Raw genomic sequence first — 17,318 nt, 5'->3', positions numbered from 1 at the left:
GGAGCGCACGGTTCCCTTGCGCGCGCTCAGTTGTGCGCCCTGGGTTGTACGCCCTTGACTCAGTCGCCGTATTCGGACATGGCGTCGAGCAACCTGGCCGAAGACGCCGGTACCACGACACCATGAATGTGCGACGGAGGCACGGGAGCGGGAACGGCGGCCGCGGGAACCACCCAGTGGGGTGCCATTCGCGCGCAATCTCCGCGCAGCTGGGCCAGACTGATCTCGGACTCTCGCGGCTCGCGCGGGGCGATGGGCTTCGTCATATCCGCACCGTATGCATCGGGGGTCCATGACAAAAGGCCTACTATCGGGTAGTTTCCGCACTTCAGTGCGGGCGCCCAAACCCGGTAGCGTTAACTGTCAACGCCACCCCGCCACAGGAGCGTCTTCGCCGTGCGAATCGCAGTCACCGGCTCCATCGCCACTGACCACCTCATGACTTTCCCCGGCCGCTTCGCCGACCAGCTGGTCGCGGACCAGCTGCACACGGTCTCCCTCTCCTTCCTGGTCGACAACCTCGATGTCCGCAGGGGCGGTGTCGGCGCCAACATCTGCTTCGGCATGGGCCAGCTGGGCAGCGGGCCCATCCTCGTCGGCGCGGCCGGATCCGACTTCGACGAGTACCGCGCCTGGCTCGACCGCCACGGCGTGGACACCTCGTCCGTCCGGATCTCCGAAGTCCTGCACACGGCGCGCTTCGTGTGCACCACGGACGCCGACCACAACCAGATCGGCTCCTTCTACACCGGGGCCATGAGCGAGGCCCGCCAGATCGAGCTGAAGTCCGTCGCGGACCGGGTCGGCGGCCTCGACCTCGTCCTGATCGGCGCGGACGACCCGGAGGCGATGCTCCGCCACACCGAGGAGTGCCGGACCCGCTCCATCCCGTTCGCCGCGGACTTCTCCCAGCAGATCGCGCGCATGAGCGGCGACGACATCCGCACGCTCCTGGACGGCGCCACCTACCTCTTCTCGAACGAGTACGAGAAGGGGCTCATCGAGTCCAAGACGGGCTGGACCGACACCGAGATCCTGGGCAAGGTCGGCACCCGGGTCACCACCCTCGGCTCGAACGGCGTCCGCATCGAGCAGGAGGGCGAGGAGCCGATCGAGGTCGGCTGCCCCGAGGAGGACGCCAAGGTCGACCCGACCGGCGTCGGCGACGCGTTCCGCGCGGGCTTCCTGTCTGGCCTGTCCTGGGGCGTGGGCCACGAGCGCGCGGCCCAGGTGGGCTGCATGCTGGCGACGCTGGTGATCGAGACGCTGGGCACGCAGGAGTACACGCTGCGTCGGGCGCACTTCATGGACCGCTTCACGAAGGCGTACGGCCACGACGCGGCGTCCGAGGTCCGGACCCACCTGAAGTAGAACCCGGGGGCTCCGCCCCCGGACCCCGCGCCTCAAACGCCGGCGGGGCTGGGTGGCGGAGCCCTCACACCACCCGCCGCACCACATACGCCACGCCCCGCTCCGCCCCCTCCTCCCCCACAAACTCCTGCCCCCGCATCTCGCACCACGCCGGAATGTCCAGCCGCGCCGCCTCGTCGTCCGAGAGCACCGTCACCGTGCCCCCCACCGGCACGTCCCCGATCACCTTCGCCAGTTCGATCACCGGGATCGGGCACCGCTTCCCGAGCGCGTCCACCACCAGGGACGCCGTCCCCGCGGTCGCGGCGGGCGAGACGGGCGCGCCGAGGCGTTCGCGTACCTCCGCGACCACCCCCGGCAGGACCTCCAGGAAGCGGTCGACGTCCGCCTCCGGCGTCCCCAGGGGGAGCGAGACGCGGACATTGCCCTCCGAGAGCACCCCCATCGCCCTCAGCACATGGCTCGGCGTGAGCGTGCTGCTCGTACAGGAGGAGCCCGAGGAGACGGAGAACCCCGCTCGGTCCAGTTCGTGCAGCAGAGTCTCTCCGTCGACATAGAGACAGGAGAACGTGACGAGATGGGGGAGCCGCCGCACCGGATCGCCCACCACCTCCACATCCGGGACCAGCTCCGGCACGCGCGCGCGGATCCGGTCCACCAGGGCCCGCAGCCGTACCGCCTCGTCCGCCGCCTCCGCCCGCACCGCCCGCAGCGAGGCCGCCGCCGCCACGATCCCCGGGATGTTCTCGAAGCCGGCCGACCGCCCCGACTCCCGCTCGTCGGCGGGACCTTGGGGGGCGAACCGGACACCCTTGCGTACGGCGAGCAGCCCCACCCCCGCCGGGCCGCCCCATTTGTGCGCGCTGCCCGTGAGCAGCGACCAGTCCCCGGCCACCGGTCCCCACGCGAGTGACTGCGCCGCGTCCACCAGCAGCGGCACGCCGGCCGCCCGGCAGGCGTCGGCGACCTCGGAGACCGGCTGCTCCGTGCCGACCTCGTGGTTGGCGGACTGCAGACAGGCCAGCGCGGTGTCCTCGCGCAGGGCCGCACCGAAGGCTGCCGCGGACACCGCGCCCGCCCGGTCCACCGGGACCTCGGTCACCGTCCCGCCCTCCGCCCCCTCGTACGCGCCCGCCGAATGCAGCACCGAGGAGTGCTCGACCGCGGAAACGACCAGGTGACGCCCGACACGCCGACGCGCGGCGAGCGCGCCGGAAATTCCCAGGTGAACAGCGCGCGTCCCCGAAGGAGTGAACACGAGCTCGTCCGGGCGGCAGCCCACGGCCTCCGCCGCCGCCTCCCGCGCCGCGTCCAACAGCAGCCTGGCGCGCCGCCCCTCGCGATAGAGCCGGGCCGGGTCGGCCCAGCCCTCGTCGAGGGAAGCCTGCAGGGCCTGCCGGGCGACCGGGTGCAGCGGAGCGGAGGAAGCGACATCGAAGTAAGGCACATTGCCACGCTAACTCCAGTACGCGGAAGGGGCGTCAGAAGCCTGCCGGAGGCCGGGATTCCAGGGGCTTTCCATCCCTTCGGGGTGTCGGACGGCGCGTTGGGCACCCTCCCCGCGCGACCCCAAATAGCGTCCAGTAGGGTTTGGTCCGCATAAACATCCAAACCCCTGCCCGCGTCAGGGCCGGCGACCGACCAGCGAGACGGCCGCGGCATGCCGCGCGGGCCGAGACTCTCGGGAAGGCGCTACGTGAGTCCCAACGGCTCCGACCGCTCGTCGCGGCGCCCGATGCGGCGGAAGCTGCTCCAGGTGCTGACCGCGGGCGTGGTCCTGGCGACCGCCTCCGGTTGCACATACAAGGACTTCCCCCGCCTGGGAATGCCCACCCCGGTAACGGAGGAGGCGCCCCGGATCCTCTCCCTCTGGCAGGGCTCGTGGGCGGCAGCGCTCGTCACGGGCATCCTGGTGTGGGGGCTGATCATCTGGAGTGTCATCTTCCACCGGCGCAGCCGCACCAAGGTGGAGGTACCTCCGCAGACCCGGTACAACATGCCCATCGAGGCCCTGTACACGGTTGTTCCGCTCATCATCGTTTCGGTGCTCTTCTACTTCACCGCGCGTGACGAGACGAAGCTCCTCGCTCTCTCCAAGCCCGCCCACACGGTCAATGTGGTCGGCTACCAGTGGAGCTGGGGCTTCAACTACATCGAGAACGTGGCAGGCTCCACGGGTGACGCCAAGGACGACAAGAACCTGGGCGCCATTCCGGACAAGTACCGCGCGGACTTCCCGGCGAACGCGGGCGGCGTCTACGACGCCGGTGTCCCGGGCACCCGGAACCCGCAGAACGGCAACCCGGGCCCGACCCTGTGGCTGCCCAAGGGCGAGAAGGTCCGGTTCATCCTGAGCTCTCGCGACGTCATCCACTCCTTCTGGGTCCTCCCCTTCCTCTTCAAGCAGGACGTCATCCCGGGGCACACCAACGTCTTCGAGGTGACCCCCACCCGTGAGGGCACATTCAGGGGCAAGTGCGCCGAGCTCTGCGGCGTCGACCACTCCCGGATGCTCTTCAACGTCAAGGTCGTCTCCCCGGAGCGTTACCAGCAGCACCTGAAGGAGCTGGCGGAAGAGGGGAAGACCGGCTACATCCCGTCGGGCATTGAGCAGACGGACCCGGCCAGGAATGCGGAGAAGAACCAACTGTGAGCATCCTCAACGAACCTCAGGGTGCCGCCGCAGCAGCTGACGACTCGTACGAGAACGAGCTGCCGGTACGGCGCAAGCAGCCGGGCAACGTGGTCGTGAAGTGGATGACCACCACTGACCACAAGACCATCGGCACGATGTACCTGGTCACGTCGTTCGCGTTCTTCTGCATCGGCGGACTCATGGCGCTCTTCATGCGCGCCGAGCTGGCCCGTCCCGGCACGCAGATCATGTCGAACGAGCAGTTCAACCAGGCGTTCACGATGCACGGCACGATCATGCTGCTGATGTTCGCGACGCCGCTGTTCGCCGGATTCGCGAACTGGATCATGCCGCTGCAGATCGGCGCGCCCGACGTGGCGTTCCCGCGGCTGAACATGTTCGCGTACTGGCTGTACCTCTTCGGCTCGATCATCGCGGTGGCCGGCTTCCTCACCCCGCAGGGTGCGGCCGACTTCGGCTGGTTCGCCTACTCCCCGCTGTCGGACGCGGTCCGCTCGCCGGGTGTCGGCGCCGACATGTGGATCATGGGTCTGGCCTTCTCCGGCTTCGGCACGATCCTCGGTTCGGTCAACTTCATCACCACGATCATCTGCATGCGTGCTCCCGGCATGACGATGTTCCGGATGCCGATCTTCGTCTGGAACGTGCTGCTGACCGGTGTGCTGGTCCTGCTCGCCTTCCCGGTGCTGGCCGCCGCGCTCTTCGCGCTGGAGGCGGACCGCAAGTTCGGTGCGCACATCTTCGACGCGTCCAACGGCGGCGCGTTGCTGTGGCAACACCTCTTCTGGTTCTTCGGCCATCCAGAGGTGTACATCATCGCCCTGCCCTTCTTCGGCATCGTCTCGGAGATCATCCCGGTCTTCAGCCGCAAGCCGATGTTCGGTTACATCGGCCTGATCGGCGCGACCATCGCGATCGCCGGTCTGTCCGTGACGGTGTGGGCGCACCACATGTACGTCACAGGCGGCGTGCTGTTGCCGTTCTTCTCCTTCATGACCTTCCTGATCGCGGTACCGACCGGTGTGAAGTTCTTCAACTGGATCGGCACCATGTGGAAGGGCTCACTGTCCTTCGAGACACCGATGCTCTGGACGATCGGCTTCCTGGTCACCTTCACCTTCGGTGGACTGACCGGCGTCATCCTGGCCTCGCCCCCGATGGACTTCCACGTCTCCGACTCGTACTTCGTCGTCGCGCACTTCCACTACGTCGTCTTCGGCACCGTGGTCTTCGCGATGTTCGCCGGATTCCACTTCTGGTGGCCGAAGTTCACGGGCAAGATGCTGGACGAGCGGCTCGGCAAGATGACCTTCTGGACGCTGTTCATCGGCTTCCACGGCACGTTCCTGGTGCAGCACTGGCTGGGTGCCGAGGGCATGCCGCGTCGTTACGCGGACTACCTGGCCGCCGACGGATTCACGACGCTGAACACCATCTCCACGATCAGCTCGTTCCTGCTCGGCATGTCGGTCCTGCCGTTCTTCTACAACGTCTGGAAGACCGCCAAGTACGGCAAGAAGGTCGAGGTCGACGACCCGTGGGGCTACGGCCGTTCGCTCGAATGGGCGACGTCCTGCCCGCCGCCGCGGCACAACTTCCTCACCCTGCCGCGGATCCGCAGCGAATCCCCGGCGTTCGACCTGCACCACCCGGAGATCGCGGCGCTCGACCAGCTCGAGAACCACGGCGCCGGCAGCTCGGCCATCACCGGCGGTAAGGAGGCAGGCAAGTGAGGGTCCAGGGCAAGATGTTCCTCTGGCTGAGCTTCTTCATCCTCGTCATGGCGATCGTCTATGGCGTGTGGTCGCAGGAGCCCGCCGGTACCACCGCGCTCTTCCTGGCCTTCGGGCTGAGCATCATGATCGGCTACTACCTGGCCTTCACGGCCCGGCGAGTGGACGCCATGGCGCAGGACAACAAGGACGCCGACGTGGCGGACGAGGCCGGCGAGGTGGGGTTCTTCTCCCCGCACAGCTGGCAGCCGCTCTCGCTGGCCACCGGTGGTGCGCTCGCGTTCCTCGCCGTCGCGATGGGCTGGTGGATCCTGTACTTCTCGGCGCCGCTGATCCTGGTCGGCATCTTCGGCTGGGTGTTCGAGTACTACCGCGGTGAGAACCAGAACCAGTAGTTCCGCATCACCAACGCACGGGACGGGCCCGGGTCCCCCTCACTCCTGAGGGGGACCCGGGCCCCCTCCATTTGCAGTCACTCGGCGCGCCGTTACCGAGTGATCTTCATAACGTGTGCTTATGAACCACACGCCGCACATCCGCACCGTCCTCAGCTGCACTCTGCTGGTCGTCTCGCTCGGGGCGGGCGCGACCGCGTGCGGCGACTCCGACAACCCGCTCGCCGCCAAGCCCTTCGACGCCTCCGAGCAGGTCTCCTTCAACACGCCCACCGGCGACGAGAAGGTCGACCCGGACAAGCCGCTGGAAGTCACCGCCGAGGGTGACGGCGGCCGCATCACCGATGTGACCGTCATAGATGACTCCGGCCACTTCCTCGCGGGCGAACTCGACGCCGACGGCACCCGATGGCGTTCCACCGGCTCCCTGTCGGCCGGCGCCAAGTACACGGTGAGGGTGGCCACGGAGGACGTGAACGGCGCCCCGGGCGTCCGCACGCTGACCTTCGAGACCGCACCCGCCTCCAAGTTCCTGACGGTCAAGTTCGGCCCCAAGGCGGGCACGTACGGGGTCGGCCAGCCCATCACCGCCGAGCTCAGCCTCCCCGTGAAGGACAAGGCGGCCAGAGCCGTCGTCGAACGCGCCCTGAAGGTCCAGTCCAGCCCCGCCGTGGAGGGCGCCTGGCACTGGGTGGACGACAAGAAGCTGCACTTCCGTCCCAAGGAGTACTGGCCCAGCGGCGCGACCGTGAACGCCGTCAGCAACCTCCAGGGCGTCAAGGTCTCCGCCAAGCTCTACGGCGGCGCCTCGAAGGCGCTGAAGATCACCATCGGGGACCGTATCGAGGCCATCACCGACGCCGGATCGCACCAGATGACGGTCAAGCGCAACGGAGAAGTGATCAACACCATTCCGGTGACCACCGGCAAGCCCGGCTTCTCCACGCGCAACGGAATCAAGGTGGTGCTCGGCAAGGAGTACTTCGTACGGATGCGCGGTACCAGCATCGGCATAGCGGAGGGCAGCGCCGACTCGTACGACCTGCCCGTCTACTACGCGACGCGTGTCACCTGGAGCGGCGAGTACGTCCACGCCGCGCCCTGGTCCGTCGGCTCACAGGGGTACGCAAACGTCAGCCACGGCTGCACCGGAATGTCCACCGGCAACGCCGCGTGGTTCTTCGAGACCGTCAAGGAGGGCGACATCGTCAAGGTCGTCAACAGCGCCGGTGACGAGATGGACCCGTTCGGCAACGGCTTCGGCGACTGGAACCTTGACTGGGAGAAGTGGCTCAAGGGCAGTGCCCTGGTGGCCGACACCCCGGACGGCAGCAGCACCGCCGACGCGGCACGGCTGCGTCCCGAGGTCTGACCGGCGCGGGCGCTGCTCACGCCTCCACGGCGAGCCGGCCGCGCAGCAGGGCGGCCAGTGTGTCCGCGAACTCCACCGGATCGACCGGAAGGGTCACCGCGGCCTCCGCGCGGCTCCAGGTGGCCAGCCAGGCGTCCTGCGGGCGGCCGATCAGCAGCAGCACGGGCGGGCAGTTGAAGATCTCGTCCTTGATCTGCCTGCAGACACCCATACCGCCCGCGGGAACCGTCTCCCCGTCCAGGACGCAGACGTCGATACCGCCGTCGTCCAGCCGCTTCAGTACGGCGGGAAGGGTCGCGCACTCGACGAACTCGACCGGGGGAACATCGGCCGCAGGCCTGCGTCCAGCCGCCAGGCGCACTTGCTCGCGCGTGTTGGCGTCGTCGCTGTAGACCAGGACCGTGGCGCTCGACTGCATTGTTCCTCCGAATCGACGGCGGCACTGCATCAGGAACCGATGCGCGGATGCTACTCCGATCAACTGGCTGTCAACAGCTCTTCGGACATGGCTTCGATGGGCCGTTCGGGCTGGACAGAGCCCACTGACACACCGAACGGCACCCCCCGGAGTGAGGGCGGGATAAGCGACCGACATAATGTCGGTCGTGGCGACAGCAACGACAGTAGAAACCGGGCACGCGCACCCGTCGGTCAATCGGCCGAACCTCACCAGCGTCGGAACCATCATCTGGCTGAGTTCCGAGCTGATGTTCTTCGCGGCCCTCTTCGCGATGTACTTCACCCTGCGATCGGTGACGGGCGCAGAGCACTGGAAGGAAATGGCTTCGGCCCTCAACTTCCCGTTCTCGGCGACGAACACCACGATCCTGGTGCTCTCCTCCCTCACCTGCCAGCTCGGCGTATTCGCCGCGGAGCGGGGCGACGTGAAGAAGCTCCGCGCCTGGTTCGCGCTCACCTTCGTGATGGGTGCGATCTTCATCGGCGGTCAGGTCTTCGAGTACACCGAGCTGGTCAAGAAGGACGGCCTCTCGCTGTCCTCGGACCCGTACGGCTCGGTGTTCTACCTGACCACCGGCTTCCACGGCCTGCACGTGACGGGCGGCCTGATCGCCTTCCTGCTGGTCCTCGGCAGGACGTACGCGGCCAGGAGATTCACTCACGAGCAGGCAACCGCCGCCATCGTCGTGTCCTACTACTGGCACTTCGTCGATGTCGTCTGGATCGGCCTCTTCGCCACGATCTACATGATCAAGTAACGGCGCGGGCACTCGCTGCCTGAAGCAGACACAGTCCAGAAGCATCGACGCAGAAGATCCTGACACCGGGGTAATCCGTGAAAAAGCTCTCCTCACGACGACGCCATCCGCTGGCGGCGGTCGTCGTCCTACTCCTCGCGCTGGCGGCAACTGGGGGGCTGTACGCCGCGTTCGCACCCGCGGACAAGGCGCAGGCCGATGAAACCGCCCAGTCCCTCGCCATCAAGGAGGGCAAAAAGCTCTACACCGTCGGCTGCGCCAGCTGCCACGGACCCGGCGGTGAGGGCTCCTCTGACGGCCCGTCCCTCGTCGGCGTGGGCTCCGCCGCGGTCGACTTCCAGGTCGGTACCGGCCGGATGCCGGCCCAGCAGCCCGGCGCGCAGGTGCCGAAGAAGAAGGTCATCTACTCGCAGAGTGAGATCGACCAGCTCGCGGCGTACATCGCCTCCCTCGGCGCCGGTCCGATCACGCCGACCGAGAAGCAGTACAGCCCCGAGGGTGCGGACATCGCCAAGGGTGGCGACCTGTTCCGTACCAACTGCGCCCAGTGCCACAACTTCACGGGTGAGGGCGGTGCCCTGACGAACGGCAAGTACGCCCCCAGCCTTGAGGGCGTGGACCCCAAGCATGTCTACGAGGCCATGCAGACCGGCCCGCAGAACATGCCGTCCTTCCCCGACACTGTGATGCCGGAGAAGCAGAAGCAGGACGTCATCGCGTACATCCAGACCGTGAACGGCGAGGACTCCGAGAGCCCCGGCGGCCTCAAGCTGGGTGGCCTCGGCCCCGTCAGCGAGGGACTGTTCGGCTGGGTCTTCGGACTGGGTGCGCTGATCGCAGTCGCCATCTGGGTCGCGGCCCACACCGCTAAGGCCAAGAAGTCATGAGTAGCCAAGAGATTCCAGAAGAGAACCTGCCCACAGCGCAGGACGACGCCGCGCACGGCGCGGTGGAGGTCGCGGAGGATCCGTTCGCGGACCCCGGCCTGCCGGCACACAAGCCGCGTATCCAGGACGTCGACGAGCGGGCAGCCAAGCGCTCCGAGCGCACGGTCGCCTTCCTGTTCACGCTGTCGATGCTGGCCACGATCGCCTTCATCGCCTCGTACGTGATCTTCCCGGTCACCGAGATCGTCTACATCTGGCCGTTCGGCCATGTGAGCTCTCTCAACTTCTCGCTGGGCATGACGCTCGGCGTCGCGCTCTTCTGCATCGGCGCGGGGGCGGTCCACTGGGCCCGCACCCTGATGTCCGATCAGGAGATCGCCGACGAGCGTCACCCGATCGAGGCCGAGCCCGAGGTCCGGGCCAAGGTCATGGCGGACTTCGCGGCCGGTGCCGCGGAGTCCGGCTTCGGCCGGCGCAAGCTGCTCCGCAACACCATGTTCGGCGCGCTGGCCATGGTGCCGCTCTCCGGTCTGGTGCTGCTGCGCGACCTGGGCCCGCTGCCCGAGAAGAAGCTGCGCTCGACGCTGTGGGCCAAGGGCAAGCAGCTCATCAACATGAACACCAATGAGCCGCTGCGTCCCGAGGATGTCGTCGTCGGTTCGCTGACCTTCGCCATGCCCGAGGGCCTGGAGGAGGACGCACACGACTTCCAGAAGGAAATCGCCAAGGCGGCGCTGATGATCGTCCGGATTCAGCCGGACGACATCAAGGACAAGCGCGAGCTCGAGTGGTCGCACGAGGGCATCGTGGCGTTCTCGAAGATCTGCACGCACGTCGGCTGTCCGATCAGCCTGTACGAGCAGCAGACGCACCACGTGCTCTGCCCGTGCCATCAGTCCACCTTCGACCTTGCCGACGGCGCCCGCGTCATCTTCGGCCCGGCCGGTCACCGCCTTCCGCAGCTGCGGATCGGTGTGAACGCCGAGGGCAACCTCGAGGCGCTCGGCGACTTCGACGAGCCTGTCGGTCCTGCCTTCTGGGAGCGCGGATGAGTACTTCAGCAGAGTCCAAGCGCAAGGCGCCCGCCGGTGAGCGGGTGGCCGACTGGGCGGACGGCCGGCTCGGGATCTACGGCCTGGCCAAGGCCAATATGCGCAAGATCTTCCCGGACCACTGGTCCTTCATGCTCGGTGAGATCTGCCTCTACAGCTTCATCATCATCATCCTCACGGGTGTGTATCTGACGCTGTTCTTCCACCCGTCGATGAACGAGGTGGAGTACCACGGCAGTTACATCCCGATGCAGGGTGTGCGGATGTCGGAGGCGTACGCCTCGACGCTGGACATCAGCTTCGACGTCCGCGGTGGTCTGCTGATCCGGCAGATCCACCACTGGGCGGCCCTGATCTTCGTCGCGGGCATGCTCGTCCACATGATGCGCGTCTTCTTCACCGGCGCGTTCCGCAAGCCGCGCGAGGTCAACTGGCTGTTCGGTTTCCTGCTGCTGGTGCTCGGCATGTTCACCGGCTTCACCGGCTACTCGCTCCCGGACGACCTCTTGTCCGGTACGGGTGTCCGCTTCATGCAGGGCGCGATCCTGTCGGTGCCGATCGTCGGCACGTATCTGTCGATGTTCCTCTTCGGCGGGGAGTTCCCCGGCGGCGACTTCGTGGCCAGGTTCTACTCGATCCACATCCTGCTCCTGCCCGGCATCATGATGGGCCTGCTGGTGGGACACCTGATCCTGGTGTTCTTCCACAAGCACACGCAGTTCGCCGGTCCCGGCCGGACCAACAAGAACGTCGTCGGCATGCCGCTGCTGCCGATCTACATGGCCAAGGCCGGAGGCTTCTTCTTCCTGGTCTTCGGTGTCATCGCGGTCGTCTCGGCGGTCGCCTCGATCAACCCGATCTGGGCACTCGGTCCCTACCGACCGGACCAGGTGTCCACCGGCGCCCAGCCCGACTGGTACATGGGCTTCTCCGAGGGCCTGATCCGGTTCATGCCGGGCTGGGAGATCAACGCCTGGGGTCACACACTCGTCCTGGGTGTGTTCATCCCGCTGGTGATCTTCCCGCTGGTGCTGGTGGCGATCGCGGTCTACCCGTTCATCGAGTCCTGGGTCACCGGCGACAAGCGCGAGCACCACATCCTGGACCGCCCGCGCAACGCCCCGACCCGTACCGCCTTCGGTGTGGCCTGGCTGACCTGGTACTTCGTGCTGCTGATCGGTGGTGGAAACGACATCTGGGCCACCCACTTCCACCTCTCGATCAACGCGATCACCTGGTTCGTCCGGATCGCCTTCTTCGCCGGACCGGTCATCGCCTTCGTCGTCACCAAGCGGATCTGCATGGGTCTGCAGCGTCGCGACCGGGACAAGGTGCTGCACGGACGCGAGTCCGGCATCATCAAGCGCCTGCCGCACGGTGAGTTCGTCGAGGTCCACGAGCCGCTCAGCCAGGGCGCGCTGCACACGCTCACGGTGCACGAGCAGTACGAGCCGGTCGAGATCGGCCCGACGGTCGACGAGAACGGTGTCGTGCGCAAGCCCACCCGCGGCCAGAAGCTGAGGGCCAAGCTGAGCAAGAGCTACTACGGCGAGGGGAACCAGATCCCCAAGCCGACGGCCGACGAGTTCAACGAGATCACGAGCGGCCACGGCCACCACTGATCCCACCGGCCGCGTGCCGCGGTCGCCACAGCGGGAGCCCCGTCCATTCGCCGGACGGGGCTCTTCGCTGTGCCCGGGGCTGGATAGGGTGGGAGCATCCCTGTTCGGCTGTGGACCCAGGAGTGGACCATGAACGTTGTGACCCCGGTTGGCGGCGACAGCGTGGCGGCCCACTCCTGGCCGGGCGTGCTGGAGGCCCTTCTCAGCAACCGCGACCAGAGCGCGGATGCCACCGCATGGGCCATGGACCGCATCCTCAGAGGCGAGGCGACGAACGCCCAGATCGCCGGCTTCGCGGTGGCCCTGCGGGCCAAGGGCGAGACGGTCGAGGAGATCTCCGGTCTCGTACGCACCATGTACGCGCACGCGAACCTGATCCAGGTGCCCGGGCCCAGCGTCGACATCGTCGGCACGGGCGGCGACGGGGCCAAGACCGTGAACATCTCCACGATGTCCGCGATCGTGGTCGCCGGAACCGGCGCGAAGGTCGTCAAGCACGGCAACCGCGCCGCGTCCTCGGCGAGCGGCGCGTCCGACGTACTGGAGAAGCTCGGCGTCAATCTGGAACTGACCCCGCAGCGGGTCGCCCAGGTCGCCGAGGAGGCGGGGATCACCTTCTGCTTCGCGGTGAAGTTCCACCCGGCGCTCCGGCATGTGGCGGCCGCCCGCAAGGAGCTGGGCATCCGCACCACGTTCAACTTCCTCGGCCCGCTCACCAACCCGGCGAAGGTGAAGGCCCAGGCCACGGGTGTGGCGGACGCCCGGATGGCGCCGATCATGGCCGGGGTACTGGCCGAGCGCGGATCCTCGGCGCTGGTCTTCCGCGGCGACGACGGCCTGGACGAGCTGACGACGACCGCCACCTCGCGCCTGTGGGTCGTGCGGGACGGGACGGTGCGCGAGGAGGCCTTCGACCCGCGGGACATCGGCATCGACCTGGTGCCGGTGGAGGCTCTGCGGGGCGCGGACGCCTCGTTCAACGCGGATGTCGCGCGCCGGCTGCTGAGCGGCGAGACGGGGCCCGTACGGGACGCGGTGCTGCTGAACGCGGCCGGGGCTCTGGTGGCGCTGGAGCCGACGGACGGCACGCTCAACGAGCAGCTTGCGGCGGGCATGGCCAGGGCCGCGGAGTCGATCGACTCGGGTGCGGCGAAGGCGGCGCTCAAGCGCTGGGTGGCTGTCAGCAACGCGTAGGCCCTGTCCGGCCGATCGTGCCGGGTTCGCGTGCCCTGGCACGCACTCCCCCGTAGCCCTTCGGGCACGGGAGGTGCCCCCATGCCGCGTTGCGTCAGTCGCCGACGCTCCGCGTCGGCTCCCCCCTGCCTTCGGCGGGGGGACCCCCATCCTCCGGCCTGCGATCGCACGCACCGCAGTGACATCAGCCGCTCCGCGGCGGGCCGCTCACTGATCCGGCCTGATCGACCGGACAGGACCTAGGCGCCCTCGGGGCGCGGGATTATCGGGGCGCCGGGCACTGGGGCGCAGCCCCCGGGTCCCGCGTCCCGGGATGCGGACACGGCTTGCGACGGCGCGAACGACTGGCATACTTCTCGGCAGGTCATGAGTGACAGCGAATAAGCCCCGGCTCGCTGTCCGGCAACCCTCCGTCCGTGGCGGGGTGCCCCGGGTGAAGACCAGGCCGCAGGCAGCGAGGTCTGCGGCAAGCGCGGACCCCTGCACACCCTGGGGTCCTGGTCCTCAAGGGAGCAGTCTCGTGAGCAAGCGAATGCGATAGGGCTTCACAAGCCCCCACTTCAGTACGCCTCCGCGCGGCGATCGCCGCGCAGTCGAGGCAACCCCCGTGCGGCGAGCGGCCGTTGAGCGCCCGCACGGGGTCACCGAAGCCTCCCCCTAACTTCGTCGGGGGGACCCCCAGCCTTGTCCTGCCGGGAGATACCGCCATGTCCGCACGCCCGAACGCCGTTGCCACCGCCGCGTCTTCTGCCACCTCCGATTCCTCCGCCTCCTCCTCCGCCGTCTCCGAATCGTCCGCCTGCTCCGGGTCCGGCGACCCCGCCTGCGCGGCGCCGCTGCCGGTGCTCGGCCGCGATGTGACCGTCCCGCTGGTCACCGGCGGTGAGGTCACCTACGCCGCCCTCGACTACGCGGCCAGCGCCCCGGCCCTGCAGCGGGTGTGGGACGACGTCGCCGCATACGCGCCGTACTACGGCAGCGTCCACCGCGGCGCCGGGTACCTCTCGCAGCTGTCCACCGACCTCTTCGAGAACAGCCGCGTCACGGTCGCCGAGTTCCTCGACTGCCGCCCGGACGACCAGGTCGTCTTCACCCGCTCGACCACGGACTCCCTCAATCTGCTGGCGGCCGTGATCCCCGCCGACTGCGAGGTCTTCGTCTTCGAGACCGAGCACCACGCCTCGCTGCTGCCGTGGCAGGACGCCCGGGTGACCTATCTGAACGCCCCGCGCACCCCGGCCGAGGCGGTCCGCACGCTGGAGCTCGCGCTCGCCGGCCGTGACCCGTACGGCCCCGCGCTGGTCTGCGTGACCGGCGCGTCGAACGTCACCGGTGAACTGTGGCCCGTGAAGGAGCTGGCGGCCGCGGCGCACGCGCACGGCGCGCGGATCGTCCTTGACGCGGCTCAGCTCGCGCCGCACCACCCGGTCTCCGTGCGGGAACTTGACGTCGACTGGGTCGCCTTCTCCGGGCACAAGCTGTACGCACCCTTCGGCTCGGGTGTGCTCGCGGGCCGCGCTGACTGGCTGAAGGAGGCCCAGCCGTATCTCGCGGGCGGCGGCGCCTCACGGAAGGTGGCCCGCCGCGCGGACGGCGGCGTCGACGTCGACTGGCACACCACGGCGGCCCGCCACGAGGCCGGCTCGCCGAACGTCATCGGGGTCTACTCGATCGCCTCCGCCTGCAAGGCGCTCACCGAGGCCGGGTTCGACCGGCTTGTGGCGCGGGAGCAGCAGCTCGTGGCGAGGGTGCGGGCGGGCCTCGCGGAGGTCCCGCAGGTGAAGGTCCTCTCGCTCTTCGGCGACGATGCCCCGCGCGTCGGCGTCATCTCGTTCGTGGTCGAGGGCTGGAACAGCTCGCACTTCGCGGCAGCGCTCTCGGCGGAGTACGGAATCGGCGTCCGTGACGGCCTGTTCTGCGCCCACCCGCTGGTCCGCACACTGCTCGGCACCGACGCGCAGGACCCGGGCGAGTGCGGCGCCCCGGAGGCGGAGCCCGGCGAGCCCTCGCTCAACGCGATCCGGGTCAGCTTCGGGGCGGGTACGCCGGACGAGCACGTGGAGCGCTTCGTACGGGCGGTGAAGGAACTGGTCGCGGACGGCGCGAAGTGGACGTACCGCACGGAGGACGGCCGCTGCGTCCCGGCGGTCTGACCCGGCCCCGGCCCCGGCCCGCGCGGGGCGTGCGCCTCGGGCTGCACGGTGCGGCTGCGCCTGTAGTGCTGTTCCCCCGTACGCGCTGGGCGCGTGTCCTCAATCGCCGGACGGGCTGAAGGTGCGGCCCCGCCGCACATCCAGCCCCGTGGGGGTCCCCCCGGACGGAGTCTGGGGGAGGGCGGGTAGGGGAAAGATCAGCCCGACGCCCCGCCGAGCCGCACTCCCGCACCCCCGCCGGAGGCGCTACGCGTCGAGGCCGATCGCGAACGCCGCCTCCAGGTCGTGCTGGGAGTACGTACGGAACGCGACATGCGTGTCCGTGCCCTCCACCCCCGGGATCTTGCTGATCCGGCCGGGGATGACGTCTGCCAGGTCCTGGTGCTTGGTCACCCGCACCATGGCGATCAGGTCGTACGTGCCGGTGACCGAGAAGACCTCGCTCACGCTGTCGAGCGCGGCGATCGACTCGGCGATCTCGGGGATGCGGTCCACGCTGGTCTTGATGAGCACGATCGCGGTGATCACGGCTGGCGTTCTCCCTCAGTGGCCGCTGCTTGGGCCTTCACTCTAGTACTACGGCGGAAACGTCCCCAGGCGTACAGAAACCCCACCCCGAACCCCACCAGATGCGCCAGATACGCCACCCCGGGACCGCTGCCCGCGCCCTGGGCGGCCAGCCATTGCAGCACGAACCAGAAGATCAGCACGATCCACGCGGGGAAGCGCAGCGGCAGGAAGAAGAGGAACGGGAAGAGACTGGTGACCCGGGCCCTCGGGAAGAGGTAGAGGAACGCGCCCAGCACCCCCGAGATCGCCCCGGACGCCCCCACCAGGGTCTGATCGGATTCGGCGTTGGCCACCGCGTAGGCGAGCAGCGCGAGGTAGCCGCAGCCGGCATAGAAGAGGGCGAACTCCAGCGGCCCGAGGCGTTCCTCGGCCATCGCCCCGAAGACGAAGAGGAAGAGCATGTTGCCTAGCAGATGCAGCCAACTGCCGTGGACGAAGAGGGCGGTGAGCGGGGTGAGGAGGGCGTCGGGGGAGCTGCTGATCAGTTCTGCGGGGATCACGCCCCACCGCTCGAAGTACTCGCTCTGCGCGGTGAGCAGCGCGTCCCCGGTGCCGTACACCGGATTGAGGCCCGAGACCGGACTGATCACGAACACGGCACAGCAGACGGCGATCACGCCGTATGTCACCGAAGGCCCGGTGACCGCGCCCCGGACCGCACCCCGCCAACCGATCATGGACAGAGCATGGCGTAGTGGGACCGAACGGTACAGGGTGCCTCGCCGCGCCCTGGGGTACCTGCGAGGCCGTAGGGTTACGGGCAGTACACCCGCAGTTCGACGGCGCACAGCGGCACCCGCACCCTGCACGACGAAAAAGGACGGCACGATGACGACGGTTCCCTCGCCGACCGCCACGACCCGCTGGCGCTGCACGCTCTGTGGCAACCTCACGCGCTTCGACGTCACCCGCTCCTCGAAGGTCGTCGAGTACGTCCATCTGGACCTGGCCGGAGAGCCGACGGTCGAGGAGCGCGAGGTGGTCAGTGAGACCATCGAGTCGGTGCGCTGCCGTTGGTGCAATGCGGTGGACCAGATCGAGCTGGTGGACAGGCCGGGCGCCGGCTCCTGAGGGAGCGGCCCGAACGGTAGTGGGG

Annotated in this window: 17 protein-coding genes and 1 riboswitch; of the genes, 12 read left to right on the top strand and 5 right to left on the bottom strand. The window is 68.3% G+C overall.

Annotated elements, in window-relative coordinates; translation table 11 throughout:
* Window positions 1–59: 59 nt before the first annotated feature.
* Window positions 60–266, bottom strand: coding sequence for a hypothetical protein (locus tag OG741_RS11265; RefSeq protein WP_405596678.1), 207 nt, complete (start codon window positions 264–266; stop codon window positions 60–62).
* Between the two features lie 130 nt (window positions 267–396).
* Here OG741_RS11265 and OG741_RS11260 point away from each other — a divergent pair, with 130 nt between their 5' ends.
* The gene (locus OG741_RS11260) at window positions 397–1,371 is read left to right on the top strand and encodes a carbohydrate kinase family protein (protein ID WP_405596677.1); all 975 of its coding nucleotides are present in this window, start codon (window positions 397–399) and stop codon (window positions 1,369–1,371) included.
* 64 nt (window positions 1,372–1,435) lie between these two features.
* Here OG741_RS11260 and OG741_RS11255 read toward each other — a convergent pair whose 3' ends face one another.
* Complete coding sequence (locus tag OG741_RS11255; RefSeq protein WP_405596675.1) at window positions 1,436–2,818, bottom strand: cysteine desulfurase/sulfurtransferase TusA family protein; 1,383 nt, start codon at window positions 2,816–2,818, stop codon at window positions 1,436–1,438.
* Window positions 2,819–3,067: 249 nt separating this feature from the next.
* On the opposite strand from OG741_RS11255, the gene coxB reads away from it, so the two are divergent.
* The 4 genes from coxB (at window position 3,068) to OG741_RS11235 (ending at window position 7,527) form a co-directional block, all read left to right on the top strand.
* Complete coding sequence (coxB, locus tag OG741_RS11250) at window positions 3,068–4,024, top strand: cytochrome c oxidase subunit II (RefSeq protein WP_405596673.1); 957 nt, start codon at window positions 3,068–3,070, stop codon at window positions 4,022–4,024.
* Window positions 4,021–5,760: a cytochrome c oxidase subunit I gene (ctaD, locus tag OG741_RS11245; protein ID WP_361908412.1), complete on the top strand. Its 1,740-nt coding sequence runs from the start codon at window positions 4,021–4,023 to the stop codon at window positions 5,758–5,760. The genes coxB and ctaD overlap by 4 nt, the downstream gene beginning before the upstream one ends.
* The gene (locus OG741_RS11240) at window positions 5,757–6,155 is read left to right on the top strand and encodes a cytochrome c oxidase subunit 4 (RefSeq protein ID WP_405596671.1); all 399 of its coding nucleotides are present in this window, start codon (window positions 5,757–5,759) and stop codon (window positions 6,153–6,155) included. Before ctaD ends, OG741_RS11240 begins: the two co-directional genes overlap by 4 nt.
* 121 nt (window positions 6,156–6,276) lie before the next feature.
* Window positions 6,277–7,527, top strand: coding sequence for an Ig-like domain-containing protein (locus OG741_RS11235; protein WP_405596670.1), 1,251 nt, complete (start codon window positions 6,277–6,279; stop codon window positions 7,525–7,527).
* Window positions 7,528–7,543: 16 nt separating this feature from the next.
* Here the strand turns inward: OG741_RS11235 and OG741_RS11230 are convergent, their stop codons facing one another.
* Complete coding sequence (locus OG741_RS11230; RefSeq protein ID WP_266477276.1) at window positions 7,544–7,945, bottom strand: hypothetical protein; 402 nt, start codon at window positions 7,943–7,945, stop codon at window positions 7,544–7,546.
* 178 nt (window positions 7,946–8,123) lie between these two features.
* On the opposite strand from OG741_RS11230, the gene OG741_RS11225 reads away from it, so the two are divergent.
* From OG741_RS11225 to OG741_RS11200, 6 genes are all read left to right on the top strand, one after another.
* Window positions 8,124–8,744, top strand: coding sequence for a heme-copper oxidase subunit III (locus tag OG741_RS11225; protein WP_266477278.1), 621 nt, complete (start codon window positions 8,124–8,126; stop codon window positions 8,742–8,744).
* A gap of 77 nt (window positions 8,745–8,821) precedes the next feature.
* Complete coding sequence (locus OG741_RS11220) at window positions 8,822–9,631, top strand: c-type cytochrome (RefSeq protein WP_405596668.1); 810 nt, start codon at window positions 8,822–8,824, stop codon at window positions 9,629–9,631.
* Window positions 9,628–10,683, top strand: a complete 1,056-nt coding sequence (locus OG741_RS11215) for a Rieske 2Fe-2S domain-containing protein (RefSeq protein ID WP_405596667.1) — start codon at window positions 9,628–9,630, stop codon at window positions 10,681–10,683. The genes OG741_RS11220 and OG741_RS11215 overlap by 4 nt, the downstream gene beginning before the upstream one ends.
* Window positions 10,680–12,305 (top strand): cytochrome bc complex cytochrome b subunit, encoded by a 1,626-nt coding sequence (locus OG741_RS11210; protein WP_405596666.1) that lies wholly within the window; start codon window positions 10,680–10,682, stop codon window positions 12,303–12,305. Before OG741_RS11215 ends, OG741_RS11210 begins: the two co-directional genes overlap by 4 nt.
* A 129-nt stretch (window positions 12,306–12,434) precedes the next feature.
* Entirely contained in the window at window positions 12,435–13,499 is a 1,065-nt protein-coding gene (gene trpD, locus OG741_RS11205; RefSeq protein ID WP_405596665.1) for an anthranilate phosphoribosyltransferase, read from the top strand.
* Window positions 13,500–13,861: 362 nt separating this feature from the next.
* Window positions 13,862–13,978, top strand: a riboswitch (SAM riboswitch).
* A gap of 228 nt (window positions 13,979–14,206) precedes the next feature.
* On the top strand, window positions 14,207–15,652 hold the full coding sequence (locus tag OG741_RS11200) for an aminotransferase class V-fold PLP-dependent enzyme (protein ID WP_405596664.1): 1,446 nt from the start codon (window positions 14,207–14,209) through the stop codon (window positions 15,650–15,652).
* A gap of 246 nt (window positions 15,653–15,898) precedes the next feature.
* On the opposite strand, the gene OG741_RS11195 is transcribed toward OG741_RS11200, so the two are convergent.
* Complete coding sequence (locus OG741_RS11195) at window positions 15,899–16,180, bottom strand: Lrp/AsnC family transcriptional regulator (RefSeq protein WP_405596663.1); 282 nt, start codon at window positions 16,178–16,180, stop codon at window positions 15,899–15,901.
* Window positions 16,177–16,899, bottom strand: a complete 723-nt coding sequence (locus OG741_RS11190) for a rhomboid family intramembrane serine protease (protein WP_405596662.1) — start codon at window positions 16,897–16,899, stop codon at window positions 16,177–16,179. Before OG741_RS11190 ends, OG741_RS11195 begins: the two co-directional genes overlap by 4 nt.
* Before the next feature lie 151 nt (window positions 16,900–17,050).
* Between OG741_RS11190 and OG741_RS11185 the strand changes: the two genes are divergently transcribed.
* Window positions 17,051–17,293 (top strand): hypothetical protein, encoded by a 243-nt coding sequence (locus tag OG741_RS11185; protein ID WP_266477291.1) that lies wholly within the window; start codon window positions 17,051–17,053, stop codon window positions 17,291–17,293.
* Window positions 17,294–17,318 lie beyond the last annotated feature (25 nt).

Source organism: Streptomyces sp. NBC_01410, assembly GCF_045040195.1.
Taxonomy (GTDB): Bacteria; Actinomycetota; Actinomycetes; order Streptomycetales; family Streptomycetaceae; genus Streptomyces.
The sequence above is the reverse complement of the archived record's forward strand: the minus strand, read 5'-3'. Positions and strand labels throughout refer to the sequence as shown.